Genomic DNA, 22516 nt, shown 5'->3' on the forward strand with positions numbered 1-22516 from the left:
GTTGACATATATTAGAAGTTAAGTTTAAGGTTCAAACCGAAACTGCGTGAAGTAGGCAAACCAAACATATCCACTCCCTGGATACCATTGCCAGTACCTGCAGAAATATCCGGATCCATAGGCGCATCCTTATAGAAGAAGAACAAGTTACGTCCGATAACCGCTGCTGTAAGATTCTTTCCTGCTCCAAACAGATTGCGGAAAGTATATCCGAAGCTTAATTCACGCAGACGTACATTAGTTGCATCATATACATAATTCTCATTGGCATAAGGAGTATTGAAGTTTGAGCAACCTGTTGTAGTGTACCATGCTTTTGGATCAAATTCCACTCCGTCAACAACCACCTTTCCTGCATCACGTGCATCACCTGTACGTTTGGAAACGCCCCATCCGTCAAGTGTAGCCTCAGTCATTGACAATACCTTACCGCCAAAACGTGCATCAATCAAGAATGAAAGAGAGAAATCTTTGTAATAGAAAGTATTAGTCCATCCTGCAAATACCTTCGAATTCATATTTCCAGCATATTCAAGTTCGTTAGGGCCGTCACCGCTAATAACAGGTTTTCCTTCATTCATTATAGGCTTGCCGTTTTCATCACGCATGATATGACGAACATACAAATCCCCATACTGTCCACCCTCTTTCAGGATAATCTTGGCACCACCAAAGTCTGTAAGAGTCAAACCATTAGGAAGTTCATCAACAAGTTCCTTTATGATATTCTCATTATACGAGATATTGAAATCAGTACTCCAGCTGAAATTGTCATTAAACTGCTGATACCAGCCTGCTGTAAATTCAAATCCCTGGTTCTGAACGTCACCGGCATTTACATAGCGGTTTCTCAATCCTGACTGATAAGGAGCAGATACAGAGAAGAACTGGTTTTTGGTATTAGTCTTATAGTAAGTAATAGCCATTGTCAAACGGTTCTGGAAGAATGTACCTTCAAAACCAAATTCCATAGAATGTGTCTTTTCAGGTTTCAAAGTACGGAAAGGAGCATTTTCAGGAGCACCGATAGCACCATTACCGTCTTTTACGAAGTGATAAAGAAGATTTGTTACGTAAACAGGAACGTCATTACCTACTATAGAGTAGCTTCCGCGTAACTTTAACAGATTAACATTCTTACCCATATCTACAAATCTGTCCAAAAGCAAGCTGGCACCTACAGAAGGATAGAAGAATGAGCAACTTTCTGTATAAGCAAGTGCAGATGACCAGTCGTTACGTGCAGAAAGATCCAGGAACAATCCGTCTCTCCATCCCACCTGAGCTGTAGCAAATACGGCATTCAATCGTTTTTCTGTATTCCAGAAGTCTTCATTACCAAGAACGAAAAGATTCTTATAATAGTTGTTTGGAGCAAAAATATTAGGATAATATACATTTCCTCCTTCTTCAGGAGAAATAAATTTTTCACCTTCAGCCAACATATCCACATGCGATGTCTTGCTCTTTGTGAAACTTGAACCTGCAGTTACAGACAACATAAAGTCATTGAATGTATGATTATAGTTCAAAAGGACATCACCGTAAAGCTGGTCACTAAAGTATCTGTTATCCTTAAAACGTCCCATTGTATATTTATCACCGCTACTTGATGCGTAAAGATTATTAGTCCAATGTTCTTCACCACGTTCGTAACGCATACGTCCCTGTATATTAAAATCTGGTGTAATATCCCATTTAACGCTACCACCAAATTCATATCTGTTACGATCAACGATAGAAGCCTGACGGTTCAATACCCAATATGGATTACTGAACTGTTCCTGTTTAACGTTTGTCCAGTTTTGCACATTAATACCTCTTTCAGGATCAAACACTTCAAAGTTTTCCTTATATCCGTCCCAGTCCTCACCTCTTGGGAACAAATAAGCTCCAGTCAAAGGATTGAACAGATAACCTGCAGCAGCCTGGTTCTTGATATACTGATTTACAAATTTAGCATTGAAATCTACATGAATATTTTTCAGTACATTAAAGCCAACCTTAGAGCTCAAGTTGTGGCTACGATAATCATTCGTAGGAGTTATACCCTGAGAATATACATTTCCGTATGAGAAATAAGACTGTATGTTTTCATTACCACCGGCAAGAGATATAGAATTGTTGGTAGTGAAACCTGTACGGTAAAATTTCTTCAGATAATTTGGAGCAGGAGAATCCAGTTTGTTACCCCAGCTGTAAGTACCGCTGTCGCTCATACCATAATTGTTTTGGAATTCAGGCAAAAGCATCGGAGTTTCCATAGTAGTATTGCTGGAAACATTTACAGACACCTTACCAGACTGAGCTGACTTGGTTGTAATCATGATAGCACCGTTAGCAGCCACAGCTCCGTACAAGGCAGCTGCAGAAGCACCTTTCAGCAAGGTGATTGAAGCAATATCATCAGGATTAATTGTTGACATCACGTCACCACCGTCTCGCTGTCCACCCCAGTTGCTGTCAACCTGATCAGAAGAAACAGTAGTCATCACCGGAACACCGTCAACAACGATAAGCGGCTGGTTACTACCGCTGATAGATTTACTTCCTCTGAACTGGATTTTAGAAGAACCACCGGCACCGGTAGAGTTAGGAGTAATCTGCAAACCCGCACTCTTTCCTTGCAGTGCGTTAATCATATTGACACTCTTCACATCATTTACGTCCTTACCTCCTACAGTCTGAGCAGAATATGTCAGTGTTTCAGACTGACGTTTGATACCCATAGCAGTCACCACCACTTCACCCAAACTCTGGGCATCAGATTCCATCACTACATTAATTATCTTACGATTACCAACTGTTTCTTCAACACTTTTCATACTTACATATGAAAACACAAGAATGTCATCAGGAGAAGCTTCAATAGAATAATTACCGGAGAAATCGGTAACAGTACCAGTCGTTGTACCCTTTATAAGTACATTTACACCAATTAATGGTTCATTCATTTCCTTGTCTGTCACAGTACCTTGAACGATTTGAGCCTGTGCATACAACGAAGTTAGAAACATCCCTACCAGGAATGTCACTACAGAAAGAGAAAATCGCTTCTGCATAGTATTAAATTTAAAAATAAAACAATGTTGCTATATATTCTAAAATAAAGCAGTTTAGTTTTTTCGGTTCAATAAAGATTTAATGCTAACATCACAAATATAAAAATATTTTTTCAAATAAATAAATAAAATGAAATAAAAATACTCGGAAAGAGACTCCATTTATAAAAAAAAACGAGGCATATACAGAGATAACTATTTAACTTTCAAGATATTAACAAAGGTGATATTTTAGAACTTCATATAAAATAAATAATTATACAGTAGAAACAAATGAAAATAATCCCACATTATAATAATGGGAAATAGTGGAAAAAGAATTCATAAAAGTCAAAGGACCGGTTTTATGTGCAGTATTTGAACAGAAAGGAGATAAAATTCAAGCACTAACCAATCTAACATATTGAGCAATATTTTAGCAATATAAATTCTTTTTATCACAATAAATAACGAAATCAATAACAACTATATTTATTATTTATTGCCATCTAGAAAGCAAAAGTTAATCAAGCCCACAATATAACCAACAGAAATAACATCTAAACAGTCCAAGATGTTAAATACCCACTTAGAATTAACAATCGCCCAAACGAAATACTTCAATAAAACAACAAAGAATTCCAATTTAAACGACAAAGAATATCTTTCAAAATGACCTGTCGTTTTTATAAAACGCTTGGATCCGGCTAAAAACATTGAAAAAAGCAACGTTTTTTCTCTATTTGGGAAATAAAAACAGCGTAAATTAAAATATCAATAATGCAAAAACACAAACGTATATAAAACATATTTAAAGCATATACCCATAATATGCGACATATAAAAATCTACATATATGATTATATAACTTTTTACCATTATCATAACCTACCAGAAATCATTTATTACCATCAAACAATAAATCGTCTGCAAAATTCAGACTCTCAGCTTAACCAATTATCATTTTGTCAAATTGTCATTAACAAAAACATATATAGCCTATACATAAACCAATGAATATTATAAATTGAAAAACTGTGTTTTTCATTTGTCTCTACGCTCACCTTTCATTACTTTTGCATATTATACATTATCAAGCTCAACAATGGCAAAAGACAAAACAGTATTCGTATGCACAAACTGCGGACAGGAGTCACCAAAATGGATTGGCAAATGTCCTTCATGCGGACAGTGGAACACTTTTTCGGAAGAAGTGGTGAGAAAGGAAACACCTGTGGCAAAGCATGCCGTCCACGGTATTGAATCCATTCGTTCAAAACCACAATACCTTAAGGAAATCGTTTCATCGGACGAACAGAGAATTGACCTTATGGACGACGAGCTGAACAGAGTGCTCGGTGGCGGACTGGTGCAAGGTTCGCTCACACTGCTTGGCGGCGAACCGGGTATAGGCAAGTCAACACTAGTTCTGCAAACAGTACTACATCTGACCAACAAAAGAATACTGTATATATCAGGCGAGGAAAGTGCGCGACAACTCAAGCTGCGTGCTGACAGAATAAGGCATAACGGAGAGAGCGAACTGCTCATAGCATGCGAGACATCGCTGGAACAGATTTTTGCCAATATAAAGAGTACTTCTCCGGACTTGGTTATTATTGACTCCATACAGACTATTTCTACAGAAAATCTCGACTCATCACCCGGAAGCATAGTACAGGTGAGAGAATGTTCGGCAGCAATACTGAGATTTGCAAAGGAAACGGGAACTCCGGTCATACTGATTGGTCATATCAACAAGGAGGGAAGCATTGCCGGACCTAAGGTATTGGAACATATCGTCGATACTGTACTTCAGTTCGAAGGCGACCAGCACTATATGTACCGAATACTGCGAAGCATAAAAAACCGTTTCGGAAGTACCGCCGAACTGGGTATATACGAGATGCGTCAGGACGGTCTGCGTCAGGTAAGCAATCCTTCTGAACTGCTGCTCACACAGGATCATGAAGGAATGAGCGGAATTTCCATAGCCTGTGCAACTGAAGGTATCCGTCCATTCCTTATCGAGGTACAGGCACTTGTAAGTACAGCTGCCTACGGAACGCCTCAACGCTCGGCAACAGGGTTCGACATCAGAAGAATGAACATGCTGCTTGCCGTACTAGAGAAACGTGTGGGTTTCAAACTGGCTCAGAAGGATGTATTCCTGAACATTGCCGGTGGACTGAAAGTAAACGACCCGGCTATCGACCTGGCTGTGATAAGTGCCATTCTTTCCAGTAATATGGACACGGAAATAGAATCGGGAGTATGTATGGCAGGCGAAGTGGGACTTAGCGGAGAAATACGACCTGTGAATAGAATTGAACAGAGGATAAGCGAGGCCGAGAAACTTGGTTTCACACGTATGCTGGTGCCAAAACATAATCTGCAAGGACTGGACAAAAAGAAAATAAAGATTGAACTTGTTCCTGTAAGAAAAGTGGAAGAAGCATTCAGGGAACTTTTCGGATGAACATAAAGACTAAAACTTAATTAAGATGGTAAACGAATATCAACTCAGAATATTGCCTGAACAGGCTGCAAGCGAACAGTCGCTGAAGACATATATCAGCCGCGAAAAGGGGCTTGACATCAGAACTATCAATGCTGTAAGAGTTCTGAAAAAGAGTATTGACGCACGTCAGCGTACCATATATGTAAATGTAAAGGTACAGGTGTTCATCAACGAAGTGCCGGACACACAGGAATATACTCATACCGAATACAAAAACGTTAGCGGAAAGCCTCAGGTGATTGTTGTGGGCGCCGGTCCGGGAGGACTGTTTGCCGCACTGCGACTTATAGAGCTTGGTCTGCGTCCGATAGTAATTGAACGCGGAAAAAACGTACGCGAAAGGAAAGAAGACCTGGCAAAAATCAGCCGCGAGCATAAGGTTGATCCCGAATCAAACTACAGTTTCGGTGAAGGTGGCGCAGGTGCATATTCCGACGGCAAGCTTTATACAAGAAGCAAGAAGCGCGGCAATGTGGATAAGATTCTGAATGTGTTCTGCCAGCACGGAGCCAGCACCTCAATCCTTATAGATGCACACCCTCACATCGGAACAGACAAACTGCCGAGGGTGATTGAAAACATGAGAAATACCATTCTGGAATGCGGCGGAGAAGTTCACTTCAAGACCAGAATGGATGCCATTATTATAGAGAAAAATAAGGTTGTTGGCATTGAGACCAACGATGGAAGGACTTTCAGAGGTCCGGTGATACTTGCCACCGGTCATTCCGCACGCGACGTTTACCGCTGGCTATATGCCAACGGCGTGAAAATGGAGACTAAAGGTCTTGCCGTAGGTGTACGTCTGGAACATCCGTCAATGCTTATCGACCAGATTCAGTATCACAACAAGAACGGAAGAGGCAAATACCTTCCGGCAGCTGAATACAGTTTCGTACAGCAGGTTGACGGACGCGGTGTATATAGCTTCTGTATGTGTCCTGGTGGTTTTGTAGTTCCTGCCGCAAGTGGTCCTCACCAGCTGGTTGTAAACGGAATGAGCCCGAGCAACCGTGGTACGAAATGGAGTAACTCGGGTATGGTGGTAGAAATTCGTCCTGAAGACTTGAACGACCCTACCCTGCAACTGCAGGCATGCGAAGTGATTGAAGGCTCTGCAGAACAGCAGACAGAAGAACTGATACGCAAGACTGCCAAGGATGGAGAACAGTCGGTTCTGGCAATGATGCAATTCCAGGAAAAACTGGAACAGATATGCTGGCAACAGGCAAATATGCGACAGACTGCTCCCGCACAAAGAATGGTAGATTTCACAAGAAAGAAACTGAGCTACGACCTTCCTGTCACTTCCTACAGCCCTGGCATCATATCATCACCACTACACTTCTGGATGCCTAAATTCATCAGCGAACGTCTGAGCAAAGGATTCGAGATGTTCGGCAGAAGTTCGCACGGATTCCTCACCAACGATGCGGTGATGATAGCAGTGGAAACACGTACATCGGCACCTGTCAGAATTGTACGCGACAACGAAACGCTGCAGCATGTCACAGTAGAAGGACTCTTCCCTTGCGGTGAAGGTGCAGGTTATGCCGGAGGAATAGTATCGGCTGGGGTTGACGGAGAGAGATGTGCAGAAGCTGTTGCTGCGTTCATGAGAATTTAAACACCATTTAAATACCATTTAAACACTGTTTAAACGATAATAAAATGATTCCTGAAATTGCCATAATCGAAAAGAATACTCTTACGGCACTTGGATTGCAGACCATACTGGAAGAGTTGATACCGCAGGCTGTCATACGCGTGTTCCATTCGTTCGAAGCTCTAATAGACGATACTCCGGACATGTATGCACACTATTTTGTGTCGACATCAATATATTTCGAGCACACTGCTTTCTTCCTTGAAAGAAAGCCCAAAAGCATAGTGTTGTCAGCCGGAGAGCCGCAGATTCCGGTTGGCGTTCCTGTGCTCAACACCTTTCTGCCACAGGAAAAGCTGATCAAAGCTTTTATGGATATGCGTAACAAGGGACACGAAATGACACATCATCCGGTCAAACCTTTACCAAACGAAAACATCAATACTCTTTCTGCCAGAGAAATTGAGGTGCTGGTTCTTGTAACCAAAGGACTGATAAACAAAGAAATTGCTGATAAGCTGAACATAAGCCTCACAACGGTAATATCACACAGGAAAAACATCACGGAGAAGCTTGGCATAAAATCCGTTTCCGGACTGGCTATTTATGCCGTAATGAACGGATATATTGATGCCGACAGCATATAAAATCATAATAAATTAGGATTGTACATTTTCACCAATTGAGTTTCCTTTGCATCCGGATTTACAAAAACGACAAACAGACTAAAAAATGAAAAAAGGTACAGTTCTAAAATCATTGAAGATAATGGCAGCAGGTGTAACTGTCATCTCTGCTGCGACGCCGGCATATAGCATGCCTAAGGAGGAAACAGCAGAAGCTCCAAAAGACACAACACGAGTAATAGACATTGAAGAAGTTATAGTAATAGCTACTCCTAAAGAAAACAACAGACTGAGACAACAGCCTCTTTCTGCAACATCTTTTTCGCAAGGAGATATGAGAAACAACTCTGTGACTTCTGTAAAATCATTGTCCGGACTTGTTCCAAACCTGTTTATACCTGATTACGGATCAAAACTTACCACATCAGTTTACGTAAGAGGTATAGGTTCAAGAATAAATACCCCTGCCGTAGGACTATACGTTGATAATATTCCTTTTATAGACAAATCGGCTTTTGATTTCAACTATTCAGATATAGAACGTATAGACGTATTGCGCGGTCCTCAGGGTACTCTGTACGGACGCAACACTATGGGTGGTCTTATACGTGTATTCACTAAATCTCCTTTTTCATATCAAGGTACGGACATAAGCCTAGGAGCAGCCACCTATAACAACTATAAGGCTTCGGTAAACCACTATCATCGCATTTCTGACAAATTTGCATTTTCAGCAGGAGCTTTTTATGAACATGAAGGAGGTTTCTTTGAAAATGTAGCACGCAACAACGAAAAGATAGATAAAGGTGACGAAGTAGGTGGAAGAATGAGAGCTATCTGGTTGCCAAAAGACAATCTTAAACTGGACTTTACAGTAAATTATGAATATTCCAACCAGGGAGGTTATCCATATCAGCTGACAAGCCTTTCTGAAACAGACATCTACTATCAGGACTTGAAAGGGGACTTGGGTAAAGTAGCATACAACAATGAATGCGGATATATGCGTCATCTCCTCAACGGTGGGTTGAACCTTGAGCATCAGGCAGATAACTTCATTCTGAGCAGTGTTACAGGTTTCCAGTATCTGAAAGATGAAATGAACCTTGATCAGGACTTCACAAGAAAGAATGTCTATACTATGTCACAGAGACAGAATTCAAAAACAATAAGCGAAGAAATAGTTCTGAAATCAAAACCGGGACGCCGCTGGCAGTGGACTACCGGCGTGAGCGGTTTCTACCAATGGCTGGATACTGAAGGACCTGTGACTTTCCATGAGGATGGTATTTCATCATTAATGGAAAACAATGTAAACGGTATATTCAAGAAAATCAAAGAAGAAAAACCTATGATGCCGGACATGAGTCTTGATATAACAGATGAAAACATATTAATTGGCGGAAACTTCAAATCTCCAATGCTCAGTACGGGAATATACCACCAATCAACAATAAATGATATTATCTTTAAAGGACTTTCATTTACAGCAGGTTTAAGAATGGAATACGAAAGATACTGGCTGGACTATAACTCTAACACCAATATCAATTTCGATTTTAAAATAGCTGTTATGCCAATGCCATTCAAGGGACTGAACTCTTCACCGAAAGTAAATGGTAATATAAGCCATGACTATATTCAGTTATTGCCTAAATTCGCCCTACAATACGATTTCAACAAAAGCAACAATATCTATGCATCAGTATCTAAAGGTTATCGTTCAGGAGGATACAATATACAAATGTTCTCTGAAATAGTACAAGGAGAAATGATAAATGGAATGATAGCTGTATTGAACGAAAAGAGTCACGGTATGGTTTCACAAATGGGAGGAGACAAAATTCCTCACTATGAATTCAACATTCAGGAAACAACAATGTATAAACCTGAATATTCATGGAACTACGAAATAGGTTCGCATATGACCATGTTTGACGGACGACTTCAGGCAGATGTAGCCGCATTCTATATGGACACTCATGACCAACAGATTTCACGATTTGCAGCAAGCGGCTTGGGACGTATAACAGTAAATGCAGGTAAGAGCAGAAGCATCGGTGGTGAACTGGCTCTGAAAGCACAGATAACAGATGCATTCAGCCTGAACGGTAATTACGGATACACTCATGCCACATTCACCGACTACGTAGTAAGCGATGAAGTAAACTATAACGGCAACTATGTACCATTCGTTCCACAGCATACTTTCAACATTGGCGGACAGTACATTTTCCGAATGAAAAGTGGAGCCTGGCTTGACAATATAATGTTGAATGCCAACTATAGAGGAGCCGGACGTGTATATTGGACAGAACAAAATAACGCATACCAGAATCTTTACGGTACACTGAACGGACGTATCAGCCTGAACAAAGGAAACGGACAGATAGGTATCTGGATTAACAATGCACTTAACACAAAATACCAGGCTTTCTACTTCGAATCAATGAACAGAGGATTTGCACAGATGGGACGCCCAATGCAGATAGGTGTCGATTTAAGATGCCGATTCTAATTACTTACTACATAAAACAAAAAAATGGCAGGACACGTTTTTCGTTCTGCCATTTTTGTTTGTTATATCACACCTCATTATTCAAAGCTTTCCATTTGTTACGCAAATAGATACCGTCTATCACTCCATCGGCAAGTCCGATAACAGGAACGTAAATGTAAGTAGCCTTAATAATTCCGGCAATGGTAAGGAAAATATCACCGGCCGGAACAATAACATCGGCACGGTCGGGTTTAAGATTGAATTTCTGCATTCTTTCGGACACAGTCAATTGTTTCAATTCATTATGAAGCTCCTCAAGTGACGCTACTGTCATACGGGCACGCTTCTTGTCTTTCTTCTCAATCATGCGGTACAATTTATTGATATTACCTCCCGAACCGATAATATTCGTATCCGGATAAGACTGCGCCAGTTCTGCCATGTCATTTTTCAGTCTCTCCCACTCGCCTTCTTTCACCGCCTCATTAAGGATACGCACTGTTCCGATGTTATATGAACGGCTACATACCAACTGACCTTTGGACAGCAAATTGATCTCAGTACTACCACCACCGACATCGACATACATATAATTACCCTTACGGTCTTCCATAGACTCAACATGGTTGTTATATACAATCTTTGCCTCTTCCTGACCGTCGATTATCTCAATCTCAATTCCCGTCTCCTTGGCAACACGTTTTATTATCTCCGGACCATTCTTTGAGTCACGCATTGCAGAAGTAGCACACGCGCGGTAATCCTTTACGTCATATATCTTCATGAGATAACTGTAAGATTTCATCAGACGAAGCATGTTTTTGGCACGTTTATCAGAAATCTTATTCTTTGAGAACACATCAAATCCCAACCTGAGGGGTACACGCAACAATAATACCTTTGAGAATTTCACTCCTTCTTTTGTTTCTTCAAGATGCTTGATAAGCAAACGTACCGCATTGGAACCGATGTCTATGGCTGCATAATTTACGCCATTCTGCATTGTTTCAATTTCTTTACTCATAGTATTTGCCTTTTATATTTTAACAATAAGTTTATAAACTAGATAGTTGCTTGCCACCATACCCTTGCGGGCAAGCGACAAGCAACATTGTGAAAAATCAAGCTATATTTATCTATTCGTTAACGTCGTTGATTTCAATTTTCAGCCAGATAACTATCGTAGAGGGCTTCCTGAGAACGGAACGGTGTTTCATCTTCATTAAGAGAAACAAACTTGTTATCGCCAAATCCATCTACTATACGTCCCTGAAGAGTATCTTTAAGTCCAAAGTCAACAATACGCTTCAACTCACCTTTGATAGCAGGATCATAAACAGGAGTTATAACCTCCACACGGTTATCAAGATTACGAGGCATCCAGTCGGCAGAACCCATGAAGACTTTCTCTTCTCCTCCAGCAGCAAATATAAATATACGTGAATGTTCCAGATAACGGTCAATTATTCCTTTAATCCTGATATTACTGCTTACTCCAGGTATGCCCGGTACAAGAGAACAATTCCCGCGTACCAACAAATCAATATCAACACCTGCCTGAGAAGCCTCATAAAGTTTTTCAACCATTACAGGATCTGTGATATGATTTATCTTGACTTTTATATATGCAGGTTTTCCTGCCTTACGGTTCTTTATCTCGTTATTAATAAGAGTTATAAACTTATTCTTCATTTCATTAGGAGAAACAAGCAACTCTTTAAACTTGATAGGCGTATAAGGACGTTCGATAAAATCAAAAACCGCATCAACATCATTCACCAACCTTCTGGAAGCAGTCATCAAGACACAGTCCGTGTACATACGGGCATTCCCTTCATGGAAGTTACCGGTACTAATACAAGCTATATCCGGACCTGTTTTCATTCCGATGTGTGTTATCTTTGAATGCACTTTCAAGCCTTCTACTCCGAAAATAACCTTTATGCCGGCATCCTGCATCTTCTTAGACCAGTTAATGTTAGAAGCCTCATCAAAGCGAGCAAGCAGCTCTATGACCACTGTTACCTTCTTTCCATTTCTGGCAGCTCCGATAAGAGCCTTTACAACTTTTGATTCTTTTGCAAGACGATACAAAGTTATCTTAATGCTACTTACTTTCTTGCTTACAGCAGCTTCCTGCAGCACTCTAATGAATGAATCGAAATTATGATAAGGAACATGTATAAAACGATCCTTTTCCTGAATCTTGGACAAAAGACTTTCCGGACCATCCAATTCTTTTTTCATTATAGGAGTCCAAGCCGGATATTTCAGGTTCTTCCTGCCACAGTCTGGAAACTTCATCAGATCCTTATGATTCTGGTAGCGACCACCTGAAAGAATAGTGTCCCATGAATCGACATCAAGCTTATTAAGCACTCGCTTCATAAGATCCTTAGGCATATCACCGTCATATATTACACGTAACGGTTCACCACGCTTACGGCTCTTTACACCTTTGGAAATCTTCTGCAATGTACCCGTTCTAAGGTCATTGTCAATCTCCATCTCTGCATCACGGGTAAATTTAAAAGCGTATGCTTCATAATCTGTAAATTCAAGACCCTCAAAGACAATAGGAAGACAACACCTTACTACATCATCAAGATACATCATATAGCTCTTTCCATCGCAGTCAGGAAGACGAACGAAACGTCCGCACAATCCTACTGGAAGTTCAAGAAAGGCATAGTCAGTAATCACCTTTGAACCATTTTTCTTCTGAAGTTTTACAGCCAGATAAATATTCTCATCAGTTTCAGAATCAAGAGTCTTGACTGCAGAGAACCATACAGGTACTATAAAACCATTAAGCTTTTCCTTATAATATGAACGTATATATTCCAGCTGCTCAGGTGTGATATTTTCATTATCTACCAGATATATATTTTCCTTCTCCAGTTCAGAGATAACATTCTCTACGGCCTGTTCGTATTCCTTGGCGTATTCGGAATTAAGCTTAGTAATTTTCTTTATTATCTTCTTAGCCTTCTCTCTGTCCTTGGCTGCAGATTTGTCCTCACATTCAGCTATGCGGTTCTGAGAAGCCATACGGACACGGAAAAACTCATCAAGATTATTCGAATATATTCCAAGGAAAGCCATCCTTTCAAGCAAAGGAACATGTTGGCGTGTAGCTTCCTGCAAGATACGCCTGTTAAAATACATCCAGCTTATATCTCTTTCAAGATATGGATCTTCTTTCTTCTTAATTGCCATAACTACTAAATTTTGCGCAAAGGAAAGTAATACATATTACATTGTTATTGCAATTTACAAAAAAAATCGATACAAGGATTATTTCTTACAATAAAATATAATTACGTTTTCAGATATACTCTTCCACCATATACATGTTTGGCATAAACTCAGCAGAAGCCAGCCCTTCCAGTTCGTTTACAATCATATATTCGGCCGAATTAACCCATTCCTTAAATCTCTCGTCCGGTTTATAAGTCTCCGCAAATTTCAACAGTTTACTTAAATCGAAATCACTGTCAACAATTCCGGCAGAACTCTTCATTGCATCAAAAGCATTACATTCCTGCTCTATATGTGCCGGCACCATCATTAATGGCTTTCCTAAATACATAGCTTCACATACCGACTCAAAACCTGCTGTACTGGCATATGCCTTACAACCGGACATCTGTCTAAGAAATTCCAAATCGTCAAGCTGGTAAAAAGACAAAGTGTCGTCAATTTTCTTGACAGGCGTTTCCTCCCACCTGTCCCAGAAAAAGCGTAAAGGCGTTTCAGGGTGATCTTTATGCCACCTCATCACACATTCCGAGAAACCAGAATTAACCATGTAACCATGTATATAATTACCATCAGTAGCCTCCTGACGGAACACATCACGTCGCAACAGCGGTGGAACTACTTTTATCTTTTTAGCATCATCATCCTTCATGCTGCGGAAAGAAAGAGCTAGATATTCCTTTGCTCCCAATGCAGTCAAACGGGTAAACATATTAAGCAGTTTCATTCCAAACTTATGCCTGTATGGCATCTCGAAATCTTTATGCAGAAAAAGATATTGATGTCCGATACAAACTTGTGGGACAAGGGGACGATAAAAGAAATATGTAAGTCCTGTCAGAAGTTCGTAGAAATTTATAACCATATCTGCACCAGTCTTGACAATACGGTCGTTTATATAATGCATGCTGCCCAAATATTCGGGTACTTTCATTACATTATACAAAATACTGCGAGTTATATTGACACGTTTATTAGCAGGTGTAGGAAGGAAATTAGGACTGACAAACTGTTTTACCGGAGCATGTACGCTACGTGTAAAAAAGCCTGGCAGACGCCTTGATTCACTTTTACCCACCAGAATTTCCACGACTTCATGTCCGCTTCTTAACAATACATTCTCCAAAGTTATAGCTTGGGTAAGGTGACCACGTCCTTCTCCCTGAACGATAAACAAAAATTTCATGATGCAACAGATAATAATGTTAGTTTGGCAGTTTTATTTAATTGATTTATCACCTCAGAATAGTTTACTACTTCCCACACTCCGTTTTCATCCTCGGTCAAAGCAGAAAGAGTTTCAACCCAATCACCTGAATTCAAGTAGTGTATTCCATCTATCACTCTATTTTCAGGATGATGTATATGTCCGCAAATAACACCATCGCATTCACGTTTTCGTGCAAAATCAACCAAGACCTTCTCAAAATCTGAGATATAAGATACAGCCGACTTCACTTTATGCTTTATTGCTTGTGACAATGAATAATAAGGCTTGCCTTGCTTTGAACGATATTTATTATACATTCCGTTCATCCACAACAATAATGTATATCCTACATCACCCAATTTAGCCAGCCACTTCATTTCTGTAGTAACTTTATCGAACACATCTCCATGTGTGACAAAATAATGACGTCCATTACTTTCCAATATATAGTCTCTCACAATACTTATATTGGAAAACCGTAACGGAACCAGATTATCCAAAAAATCATCATGATTGCCACGAACATAAATAACCTCAGTTCCACACTTTTCCATCATTTTCATGATTATCTTAAAAAAACGGGTATGTTCCGGTTTCCATTTTCTTACACCCGATTTCTGCAGATGCCATCCGTCTATTATGTCACCATTAAGGATTAATCGGTCGCAATCAACCGTGCTTAGAAAATCACTAACCTCATCCACCTTTGAATGTGACGTACCAAGATGAATGTCCGATAAAACGATTGTTCTGTAATGTGGTCTTAATTCCATTTCTCTTTATTTTTGTCTGATGCAAAATAACGGAATCAATATTACAAATACATGTACTTTAGATTAACAAAACAATACATTTATGCATAAAAAAAGTGGAGACTGCCCTTTACGGACAATCTCCACAATCATATAATTAAAATAAAATATTATTCAGCCAATTTGTTGTCTGAACCCAACACGTTGATGATTTTGTGCTTGTAAAGTTTTTCCATGTTGTCACGAGCTGGACCAAGATACTTACGTGGGTCGAATTCAGCTGGTTTTTCAGCGAATACTTTACGTATAGCAGCAGTCATAGCAAGACGAGAGTCAGAGTCGATATTGATCTTGCAAACTGCAGACTTAGCAGCCTTACGCAACTGATCTTCTGGAATACCGATAGCAGCTTCCAATTTACCACCATACTGGTTGATTGTATCAACTTCTTCCTGTGGAACTGAAGAAGATCCGTGAAGTACGATAGGGAATCCAGGAAGTTTTTCCATAACTGCATCCAATACGTCGAATGCCAATGGAGGAGGAACCAAACGACCTGTTGCAGGATCAACATGGCACTGTTCTGGTTTGAATTTGTAAGCACCGTGAGAAGTACCGATTGAGATAGCCAATGAGTCGCAACCTGTACGAGTAGCGAAGTCGATTACTTCTTCTGGGTTAGTGTAAGTGTGGTGGTCAGAAGAAACTTCGTCTTCAACACCTGCCAATACACCAAGTTCACCTTCTACAGTTACATCGAACTGGTGAGCGTATTCAACAACTTTCTTAGTCAAAGCAACGTTTTCTTCGTATGGAAGGTGAGAACCGTCGATCATAACTGAAGAGAAACCAGAGTCGATACAGCTCTTGCAAGTTTCGAATGTATCTCCGTGGTCAAGGTGAAGAACGATTTCAGGATGTGCACAACCCAATTCTTTTGCATATTCTACAGCACCTTGAGCCATGTAACGCAACAAAGTAGCGTTAGCATACTGACGAGCGCCTTTAGAAACCTGAAGGATTACAGGTGATTTTGTTTCAACTGCAGCCTTGATGATAGCCTGCATCTGTTCCATATTATTGAAGTTGAAAGCAGGGATTGCATATCCACCTTTGATTGCTCTGGCAAACATGTCTCTTGTGTTCACCAAGCCTAAGTCTTTGTAATTAACCATTGTTTTTACTATTTATAATGTTAGTGATTAAATTCCATTGCAAAAATAGCAATTTATATATACAGAACTTCTATTTTAAAAGAAAAAAATATACACAAACATACATATATTGATAAAATATGGCAAATATTACAAACCTGAGTACGCATAATGCAATGTAGATATTGCAAGTTTTACAAAGCCGATGAATACAACAATGCTTTTTTAATCTATACATTATGGGAAATACACATTATATATTATTTATAGAGAAAAAGATTTCACAAAAAAGATTGATAAAGTTTTCTCATTTAAAAGAAAAAGCGTATCTTTGCAACCCGAAACAGACCATTACACACGACTAAGTGTTACCAACTAGTCAAAATAATAATAAATAAAGTATATACTGAAATGAAAAAAGGAATTCATCCAGAAAACTACCGTCCGGTAGTATTTAAAGACATGTCAAACGGTGATATGTTTCTTTCACGTTCAACTTGTGCTACAAAAGACACAATTGAATTCGAAGGTGAAACTTACCCATTGGTTAAGTTGGAAATCTCTAACACTTCTCATCCGTTCTACACTGGTAAGTCTAAGTTGGTTGACACAGCAGGACGTGTTGATAAGTTCATGAACCGTTACAACCGTATCAAGAAATAATTTAATACGAGTTTACGATAAAAGCGGGCAATCTTCAAAACAGGTTGCCCGCTTTTATTTTTGTAGTTCTCATTTTTTAATTACCTTTGTGAAAAGTTAAACATATAATATAATACGATGAAATATAAACTATCCGGATTACTAATACTAATATTCTTTTTTACCAATATTTTAGCACAAACAAGTGTTATTTATACTACAGGTGACCATATATCAAGCAGCTTGATAAACAATATTTATCAGGACAAGAGAGGTTTTATATGGATAGCAACGGAATATGGACTGAACAAATTCGACGGTAACAGATTTACACTATATACCCACGATGAAAATGACTCTACATCAATATGCAACAACTATTCAAGAGTGGTGTATGAAGACATGAACGACAATATCTGGATAGGTACTGTAGCCGGAATGATGAAATACAACAGTGACGAGAACAATTTCATGAACGTCAGATTATATATCAACGGAAAAATCACAATACCACACATATCGGATATACTAGAAAGGAAAAACGGTGAAATATGGGCTACGACTTCAAATCAAGGATTATTCAAAATTGATACAGAGAACAATACAGGCTCATGTATAAACGAAATAAGAAGGACTGGCATATATAAAGTCAACACTATAATTGAAGATAATGACGGTATAATATGGATAGGAACAGAAGACCACGGAGTTATTACATATGACACTCATAACAATAAAATAGATAAAGTACAACTGCCAGGAGTAGAAAACTGTAATATTACTTCAATGACCTTAAATGCCAATGGTGATATATACATAGCGACATTCACCAAGGGACTTTACATTTTCAACAAAGGAAAAAACAGCATAGACAAAATTACGAGTTTGGGCAATCTGCCAATAAAAACACTTGCATTATGCGATAATAAGCTATACATAGGAACAGACGGAGCAGGTGTAAAAATTTACAGAGAAGACACAAAACAAACACAAGATCTGTATATAGCAGATGCAGCTATAGACCTGAAAGATACAAAAGCACACAGTATTCTTTTTGACAAAGAAGGAAACTTATGGTTTGGTATTTTCCAAAAGGGAGTAGTGCTTATACCCAAGAAGACAAATCCTTTCAGATTCTACGGAGGCAAGCAAATAAGCAACAGTCCCATTGACGACGGATGCGTAATGTCTATACTTAAGAACAGCAAAAACAATATACTAATAGGAGTTGACAGCAAAGGACTATACTTCTTAAATTCAAATTATGGATTAATTAAGCATTATACTCCGCAAGAAGGAAAGCCTCTTTTCCCGAATACTATTATAAACATATTCGAAGATTCATCAAATAATATCTGGCTTGGAAGTTACAGCCAAGGGATAGGACTATTTGATACACAATCCGGAACATTCAACCGTATATCTGGACTGGAAAACGAAAGTGTATTCAGCATCGCTGAAGACCACAATAGAAATCTTTATATAAGTACATACGGTACAGGTATGTGTGTATATAATCTGGACAGTAAAGAAATAACATATTTCAAGGAAAGCGACAAGGATGAAAACGGTGATTGCCTGGCAGACAACTGGATAAACACATTATATTGTGACAGTGAAGGATATATATGGATAGGACATTTCAAAGGAGTAAGCTGTTTTAATCCTAAAAACAAAAGTTTCATAAACTTCACCGGAACAAACTATATCATTAAAGACAAGATGTGCTATTCAATATTGGAAGACAGCGAAAAGACAATATGGCTAGGTACATCCGAAGGATTATACTCATTCAACAAATCAAATAAAGAAATAAAACAATTTGGTATAAACGACGGATTGTCAAACGATGTGATATGTGGTTTATGCGAAGATAACAGTGGACATATCTGGATAAGTACATTCAATGGAATAAGCAAATTCAGCAAACGTAACAATACGTTTACCAATTATTATAGTGAAGACGGACTTCAGGGTAACGAATTCACACGCGGTGCTGCATATAAATCCGCAAATGGGGAAATCTTATTCGGAGGTACAAATGGTATCACATGTTTTTACCCGTCTGAGATAACAGACTCAATATCAAAACCTAGTCTTACAATATCAGACTTCCAGGTTTTCGGAAAGAGTATAAATACCAATTCTCTATCAGGAGGAAAAAAGATAATAAGCGAAGATGTCACACGGGCAAAAACATTCAGATTAAGTCATAAGGACAACACTTTCAGAGTACTTTTCACAACTATGGACTATGGAAGTACGTCACATATTCTATATAAATACAGAATTGGAAAACTGAGCAAGAACTGGCTGTCAACAAGAAGCGGTGAAAACTACATAACATTCAACAATCTACCTCCGGGAGATTATACTTTAGAAGTTTTTGCAGTAAACAGAAATATAACATCGGATACATACGTATATAATATTCATATATCCTACCCTTGGTATCAGACATGGTGGGCATATATACTATTCTCCATACCTGTGATAATACTTATATGGTTGACAGTGAACTATATACGAATCAAGATACGACGCAAGCGCGACTTCATGGAGATACGTCATGCACGAGAAATTAATGAAGCAAAACTACAGTTCTTCATAAATATCTCACATGAGATACGTACCCCTATGACACTGATTATAAACCCATTGGAAAAGCTAATTGCAGCAAATAATGATAAGGAGACAGGCAAAACATACATGATGATTTACCGAAATGCAAAAAGGATACTGCGTCTCATAAACCAGCTTATGGACATAAGAAAAATTGAAAAGGGACAGATGCAGATGCATTTCCGTGAAACAGACCTTGTAGGTTTCATAAACGACCTTATGATTACATTCGAAAACACTGCACGCCAGAAAAACATAAGCTTCAGTTTCGAGCATGAAGACGAAACACTCATGGGATGGATAGACATAAACAATTTCGACAAAGTATTGATGAACCTGTTGTCAAATGCATTCAAATATACACCTGATAATGGTAAAGTTTGTGTCAGTCTATGCCATGGCGAAAATCCGAATGCAAAAGGAGCGTTAAAAAACTATATTGAAATAAAGGTAACAGACAGCGGCATAGGACTGGATGAAAACCAAAAAGAACGTATATTTGAAAGATTCTATCAAATCAGCGGAAATGGCGTACATAATCAGGGCGGTACAGGAGTTGGACTACATCTGACACGCTCACTCGTAGAAATGCATTATGGAACAATAACAGCAGAAAATAATATAGGAAGTTCAGGTTCCACATTTACTGTAAGAATACCTAAAGGATGCGACCATATAAGTCTGGAACAGATAGAAGAGAATGACACATACGTGAACAATGATATCAACATCCAGCAAATATCGTCATCAATATCAGATATAAACGAAGAAGAAAATACTATAAAGAAGAAATCAAAAACCAATTTTACCATACTGATAGTTGACGATGAAAAAGAAATTCAGGAATTCCTGAAAGATGAGTTGTCAGACGAGTTCAGAATATCATTGGCAAGCAACGGACGTGAAGCCTATGAGCACATACTCACCAACCATGTTGATTTGGTGGTTAGTGACGTTATGATGGATGAAATGGACGGACTGACATTATGCAAGAAAATCAAACAAAATGTCAACATCAACCATATACCTGTCATCCTGCTTACAGCCAAAGGCAAAACAGAAGAACAGGTAGAAGGAATTAAACATGGAGCTGATGCATATATAATAAAACCATTCAACACTGAAGTCCTAAGAAGCACAATATTAAATTTGCTCAACAGCAGACGTATCCTGAAAAATAAGTTCAGTGGCGCTCAGGAGCAAAAAGAAAAAGTAAAGGATATAAATATAAAATCTTCAGACGAAGCTTTGATGGATAAGATTATGTCGGTAATAAACAATAATATGTCAGAACCGACTCTAAATGTTGAAATGCTGGCACAAGAAGTAGGTTTGAGCCGTGTTCATCTTCATAGAAAACTAAAAGAACTTACCAACTTGTCAACACGCGACTTTATCAAGAATATAAGAATGCAGCAAGCAGCCAAACTGTTGAAAGAAAAGAAACTAGGAATTTCAGAAGTAGCTTATGCTGTAGGCTTCAGCAATCTATCGCATTTCTCTAGTACATTTAAAGAGATTTTCGGTGTTTCTCCAAAAGAATACACTTCCGAGAAATACGAAATGGAAGAAGAAAAAGCACAAAAAGACAAATCTGAGAAAGAGAATAATGAATGAAAAAATAAAACCTCTTAAATTGTATTCTTGTTACATTTAAGAGGTTTTACTTATTTATAATAATCTTATTTTATATAATCCAACTTAACGACTACGACTCTTATATTTTGATCTTCCTTATCAGTTTGTATTTTAGCTATATGCCAGTCTGACGGGAAGAATAAGAAAAATCGTTCTGGAGTTGAGTCTATAAACATAGCCTTTGAAGAATCATACGAGTAACCTATAATATCAGGTTTGTACGCTTTATTAGGATATGAAGTATCATGGTCAAGCAATGCAAAACGCTCTGTACCCTTTACAACATATTGCAGGTCAATATGATGATAATGAGACTCAGACCCTCTTTTCTCTAACGGATCGTTTACACCATCCTCAACACTGGCAAACAACTCCGTATCCGGAATCTGATGTTTTCCTGCAGGTATTGTCTGCAAATCTGTCTGTGCCAGCCAAGCAAACACAGCATCCCATTGTTTTTTGTTTTTATGATATTGTGAATAGAATTCACTCAGATTTGTGCAGACATCAGGCAAAGCTTTGAATCCGTTACTCCACTCCCTCTGCATAACCCAATTAATATAATTTATTTTAGAACAACAATTCTGGGCATACGTTAAATTGCAAAACAACATCGATAACGATAAAATAAACAATAATTTAATAGACTTTTTCATATTGGTAAGATTTAATAAATGTAATGTAACAAGTTTATGATGGCAAAAATACAAAAATCCTGCAAGGGATGCAACACTCCTTGCAGGATTAAGAAACAAACTAATATGGTATAATTACAAAGTCTTCTTGTAAAGTTCAAGGATTATCTCTTCTGTCACCTCACGAGGGTTACCAGGAGTACATACATCTGCATAAGCAGCCTTGGCAAGACGAGGAAGGTCTTCTGCCTTGATTCCCAACTCTGACAAATGCTGAGGTATTCCTACACGTACAGACAGTTCCTTAA

The 22516-nt window shown here is 38.7% G+C and carries 13 protein-coding genes and 1 pseudogene; 6 read left to right on the forward strand and 8 right to left on the reverse strand.

Annotated elements, in window-relative coordinates:
* Positions 1–11: 11 nt before the first annotated feature.
* Positions 12–3062, reverse strand: coding sequence for a SusC/RagA family TonB-linked outer membrane protein (locus tag H6A61_RS04105; RefSeq protein ID WP_204391258.1), 3051 nt, complete (start codon positions 3060–3062; stop codon positions 12–14).
* A 1084-nt stretch (positions 3063–4146) separates the two neighbouring features.
* Between H6A61_RS04105 and radA the strand changes: the two genes are divergently transcribed.
* From radA to H6A61_RS04125, 4 genes are all read left to right on the forward strand, one after another.
* On the forward strand, positions 4147–5520 hold the full coding sequence (radA, locus tag H6A61_RS04110) for a DNA repair protein RadA (RefSeq protein WP_204391259.1): 1374 nt from the start codon (positions 4147–4149) through the stop codon (positions 5518–5520).
* A 25-nt stretch (positions 5521–5545) separates the two neighbouring features.
* Entirely contained in the window at positions 5546–7189 is a 1644-nt protein-coding gene (locus H6A61_RS04115; RefSeq protein ID WP_204391260.1) for an NAD(P)/FAD-dependent oxidoreductase, read from the forward strand.
* 44 nt (positions 7190–7233) lie between these two features.
* Positions 7234–7815 carry a response regulator transcription factor gene (locus H6A61_RS04120; RefSeq protein WP_204391261.1) on the forward strand — a complete coding sequence of 194 codons (582 nt, stop codon included), beginning with the start codon at positions 7234–7236 and terminating at the stop codon, positions 7813–7815.
* Between the two features lie 85 nt (positions 7816–7900).
* Complete coding sequence (locus tag H6A61_RS04125) at positions 7901–10312, forward strand: TonB-dependent receptor (RefSeq protein WP_204391262.1); 2412 nt, start codon at positions 7901–7903, stop codon at positions 10310–10312.
* A 67-nt stretch (positions 10313–10379) separates the two neighbouring features.
* Here H6A61_RS04125 and H6A61_RS04130 read toward each other — a convergent pair whose 3' ends face one another.
* From H6A61_RS04130 to H6A61_RS04150, 5 genes are all read right to left on the reverse strand, one after another.
* A complete protein-coding gene (locus tag H6A61_RS04130) occupies positions 10380–11318 on the reverse strand; it encodes a Ppx/GppA family phosphatase (RefSeq protein WP_239469100.1) in 939 nt (312 codons plus the stop codon).
* A gap of 134 nt (positions 11319–11452) precedes the next feature.
* On the reverse strand, positions 11453–13513 hold the full coding sequence (locus tag H6A61_RS04135) for an RNA degradosome polyphosphate kinase (protein ID WP_204391263.1): 2061 nt from the start codon (positions 13511–13513) through the stop codon (positions 11453–11455).
* Between the two features lie 109 nt (positions 13514–13622).
* Positions 13623–14741 carry a glycosyltransferase family protein gene (locus H6A61_RS04140; RefSeq protein ID WP_204391264.1) on the reverse strand — a complete coding sequence of 373 codons (1119 nt, stop codon included), beginning with the start codon at positions 14739–14741 and terminating at the stop codon, positions 13623–13625.
* Positions 14738–15538 (reverse strand): UDP-2,3-diacylglucosamine diphosphatase, encoded by an 801-nt coding sequence (locus H6A61_RS04145; protein ID WP_154044187.1) that lies wholly within the window; start codon positions 15536–15538, stop codon positions 14738–14740. Before H6A61_RS04145 ends, H6A61_RS04140 begins: the two co-directional genes overlap by 4 nt.
* A gap of 149 nt (positions 15539–15687) precedes the next feature.
* Positions 15688–16692: a class II fructose-bisphosphate aldolase gene (locus H6A61_RS04150; RefSeq protein ID WP_204391265.1), complete on the reverse strand. Its 1005-nt coding sequence runs from the start codon at positions 16690–16692 to the stop codon at positions 15688–15690.
* 390 nt (positions 16693–17082) lie between these two features.
* Between H6A61_RS04150 and H6A61_RS04155 the strand changes: the two genes are divergently transcribed.
* Both H6A61_RS04155 and H6A61_RS04160 read left to right on the forward strand, forming a co-directional pair.
* The gene (locus tag H6A61_RS04155; protein WP_013617874.1) at positions 17083–17334 is read left to right on the forward strand and encodes a type B 50S ribosomal protein L31; all 252 of its coding nucleotides are present in this window, start codon (positions 17083–17085) and stop codon (positions 17332–17334) included.
* A 117-nt stretch (positions 17335–17451) separates the two neighbouring features.
* The gene (locus tag H6A61_RS04160) at positions 17452–21552 is read left to right on the forward strand and encodes a hybrid sensor histidine kinase/response regulator transcription factor (RefSeq protein WP_204391266.1); all 4101 of its coding nucleotides are present in this window, start codon (positions 17452–17454) and stop codon (positions 21550–21552) included.
* Positions 21553–21617: 65 nt separating this feature from the next.
* Here the strand turns inward: H6A61_RS04160 and H6A61_RS04165 are convergent, their stop codons facing one another.
* On the reverse strand, positions 21618–22121 hold the full coding sequence (locus H6A61_RS04165) for a YhcH/YjgK/YiaL family protein (RefSeq protein ID WP_239469101.1): 504 nt from the start codon (positions 22119–22121) through the stop codon (positions 21618–21620).
* Positions 22122–22343: 222 nt separating this feature from the next.
* A pseudogene (locus H6A61_RS04170) lies at positions 22344–22516 on the reverse strand (iron-containing alcohol dehydrogenase); the annotation flags it as partial.

The organism is Bacteroides caecigallinarum, from assembly GCF_016901995.1.
GTDB classification, from domain to species: Bacteria; Bacteroidota; Bacteroidia; order Bacteroidales; family Bacteroidaceae; genus Phocaeicola; species Phocaeicola cellulolyticus.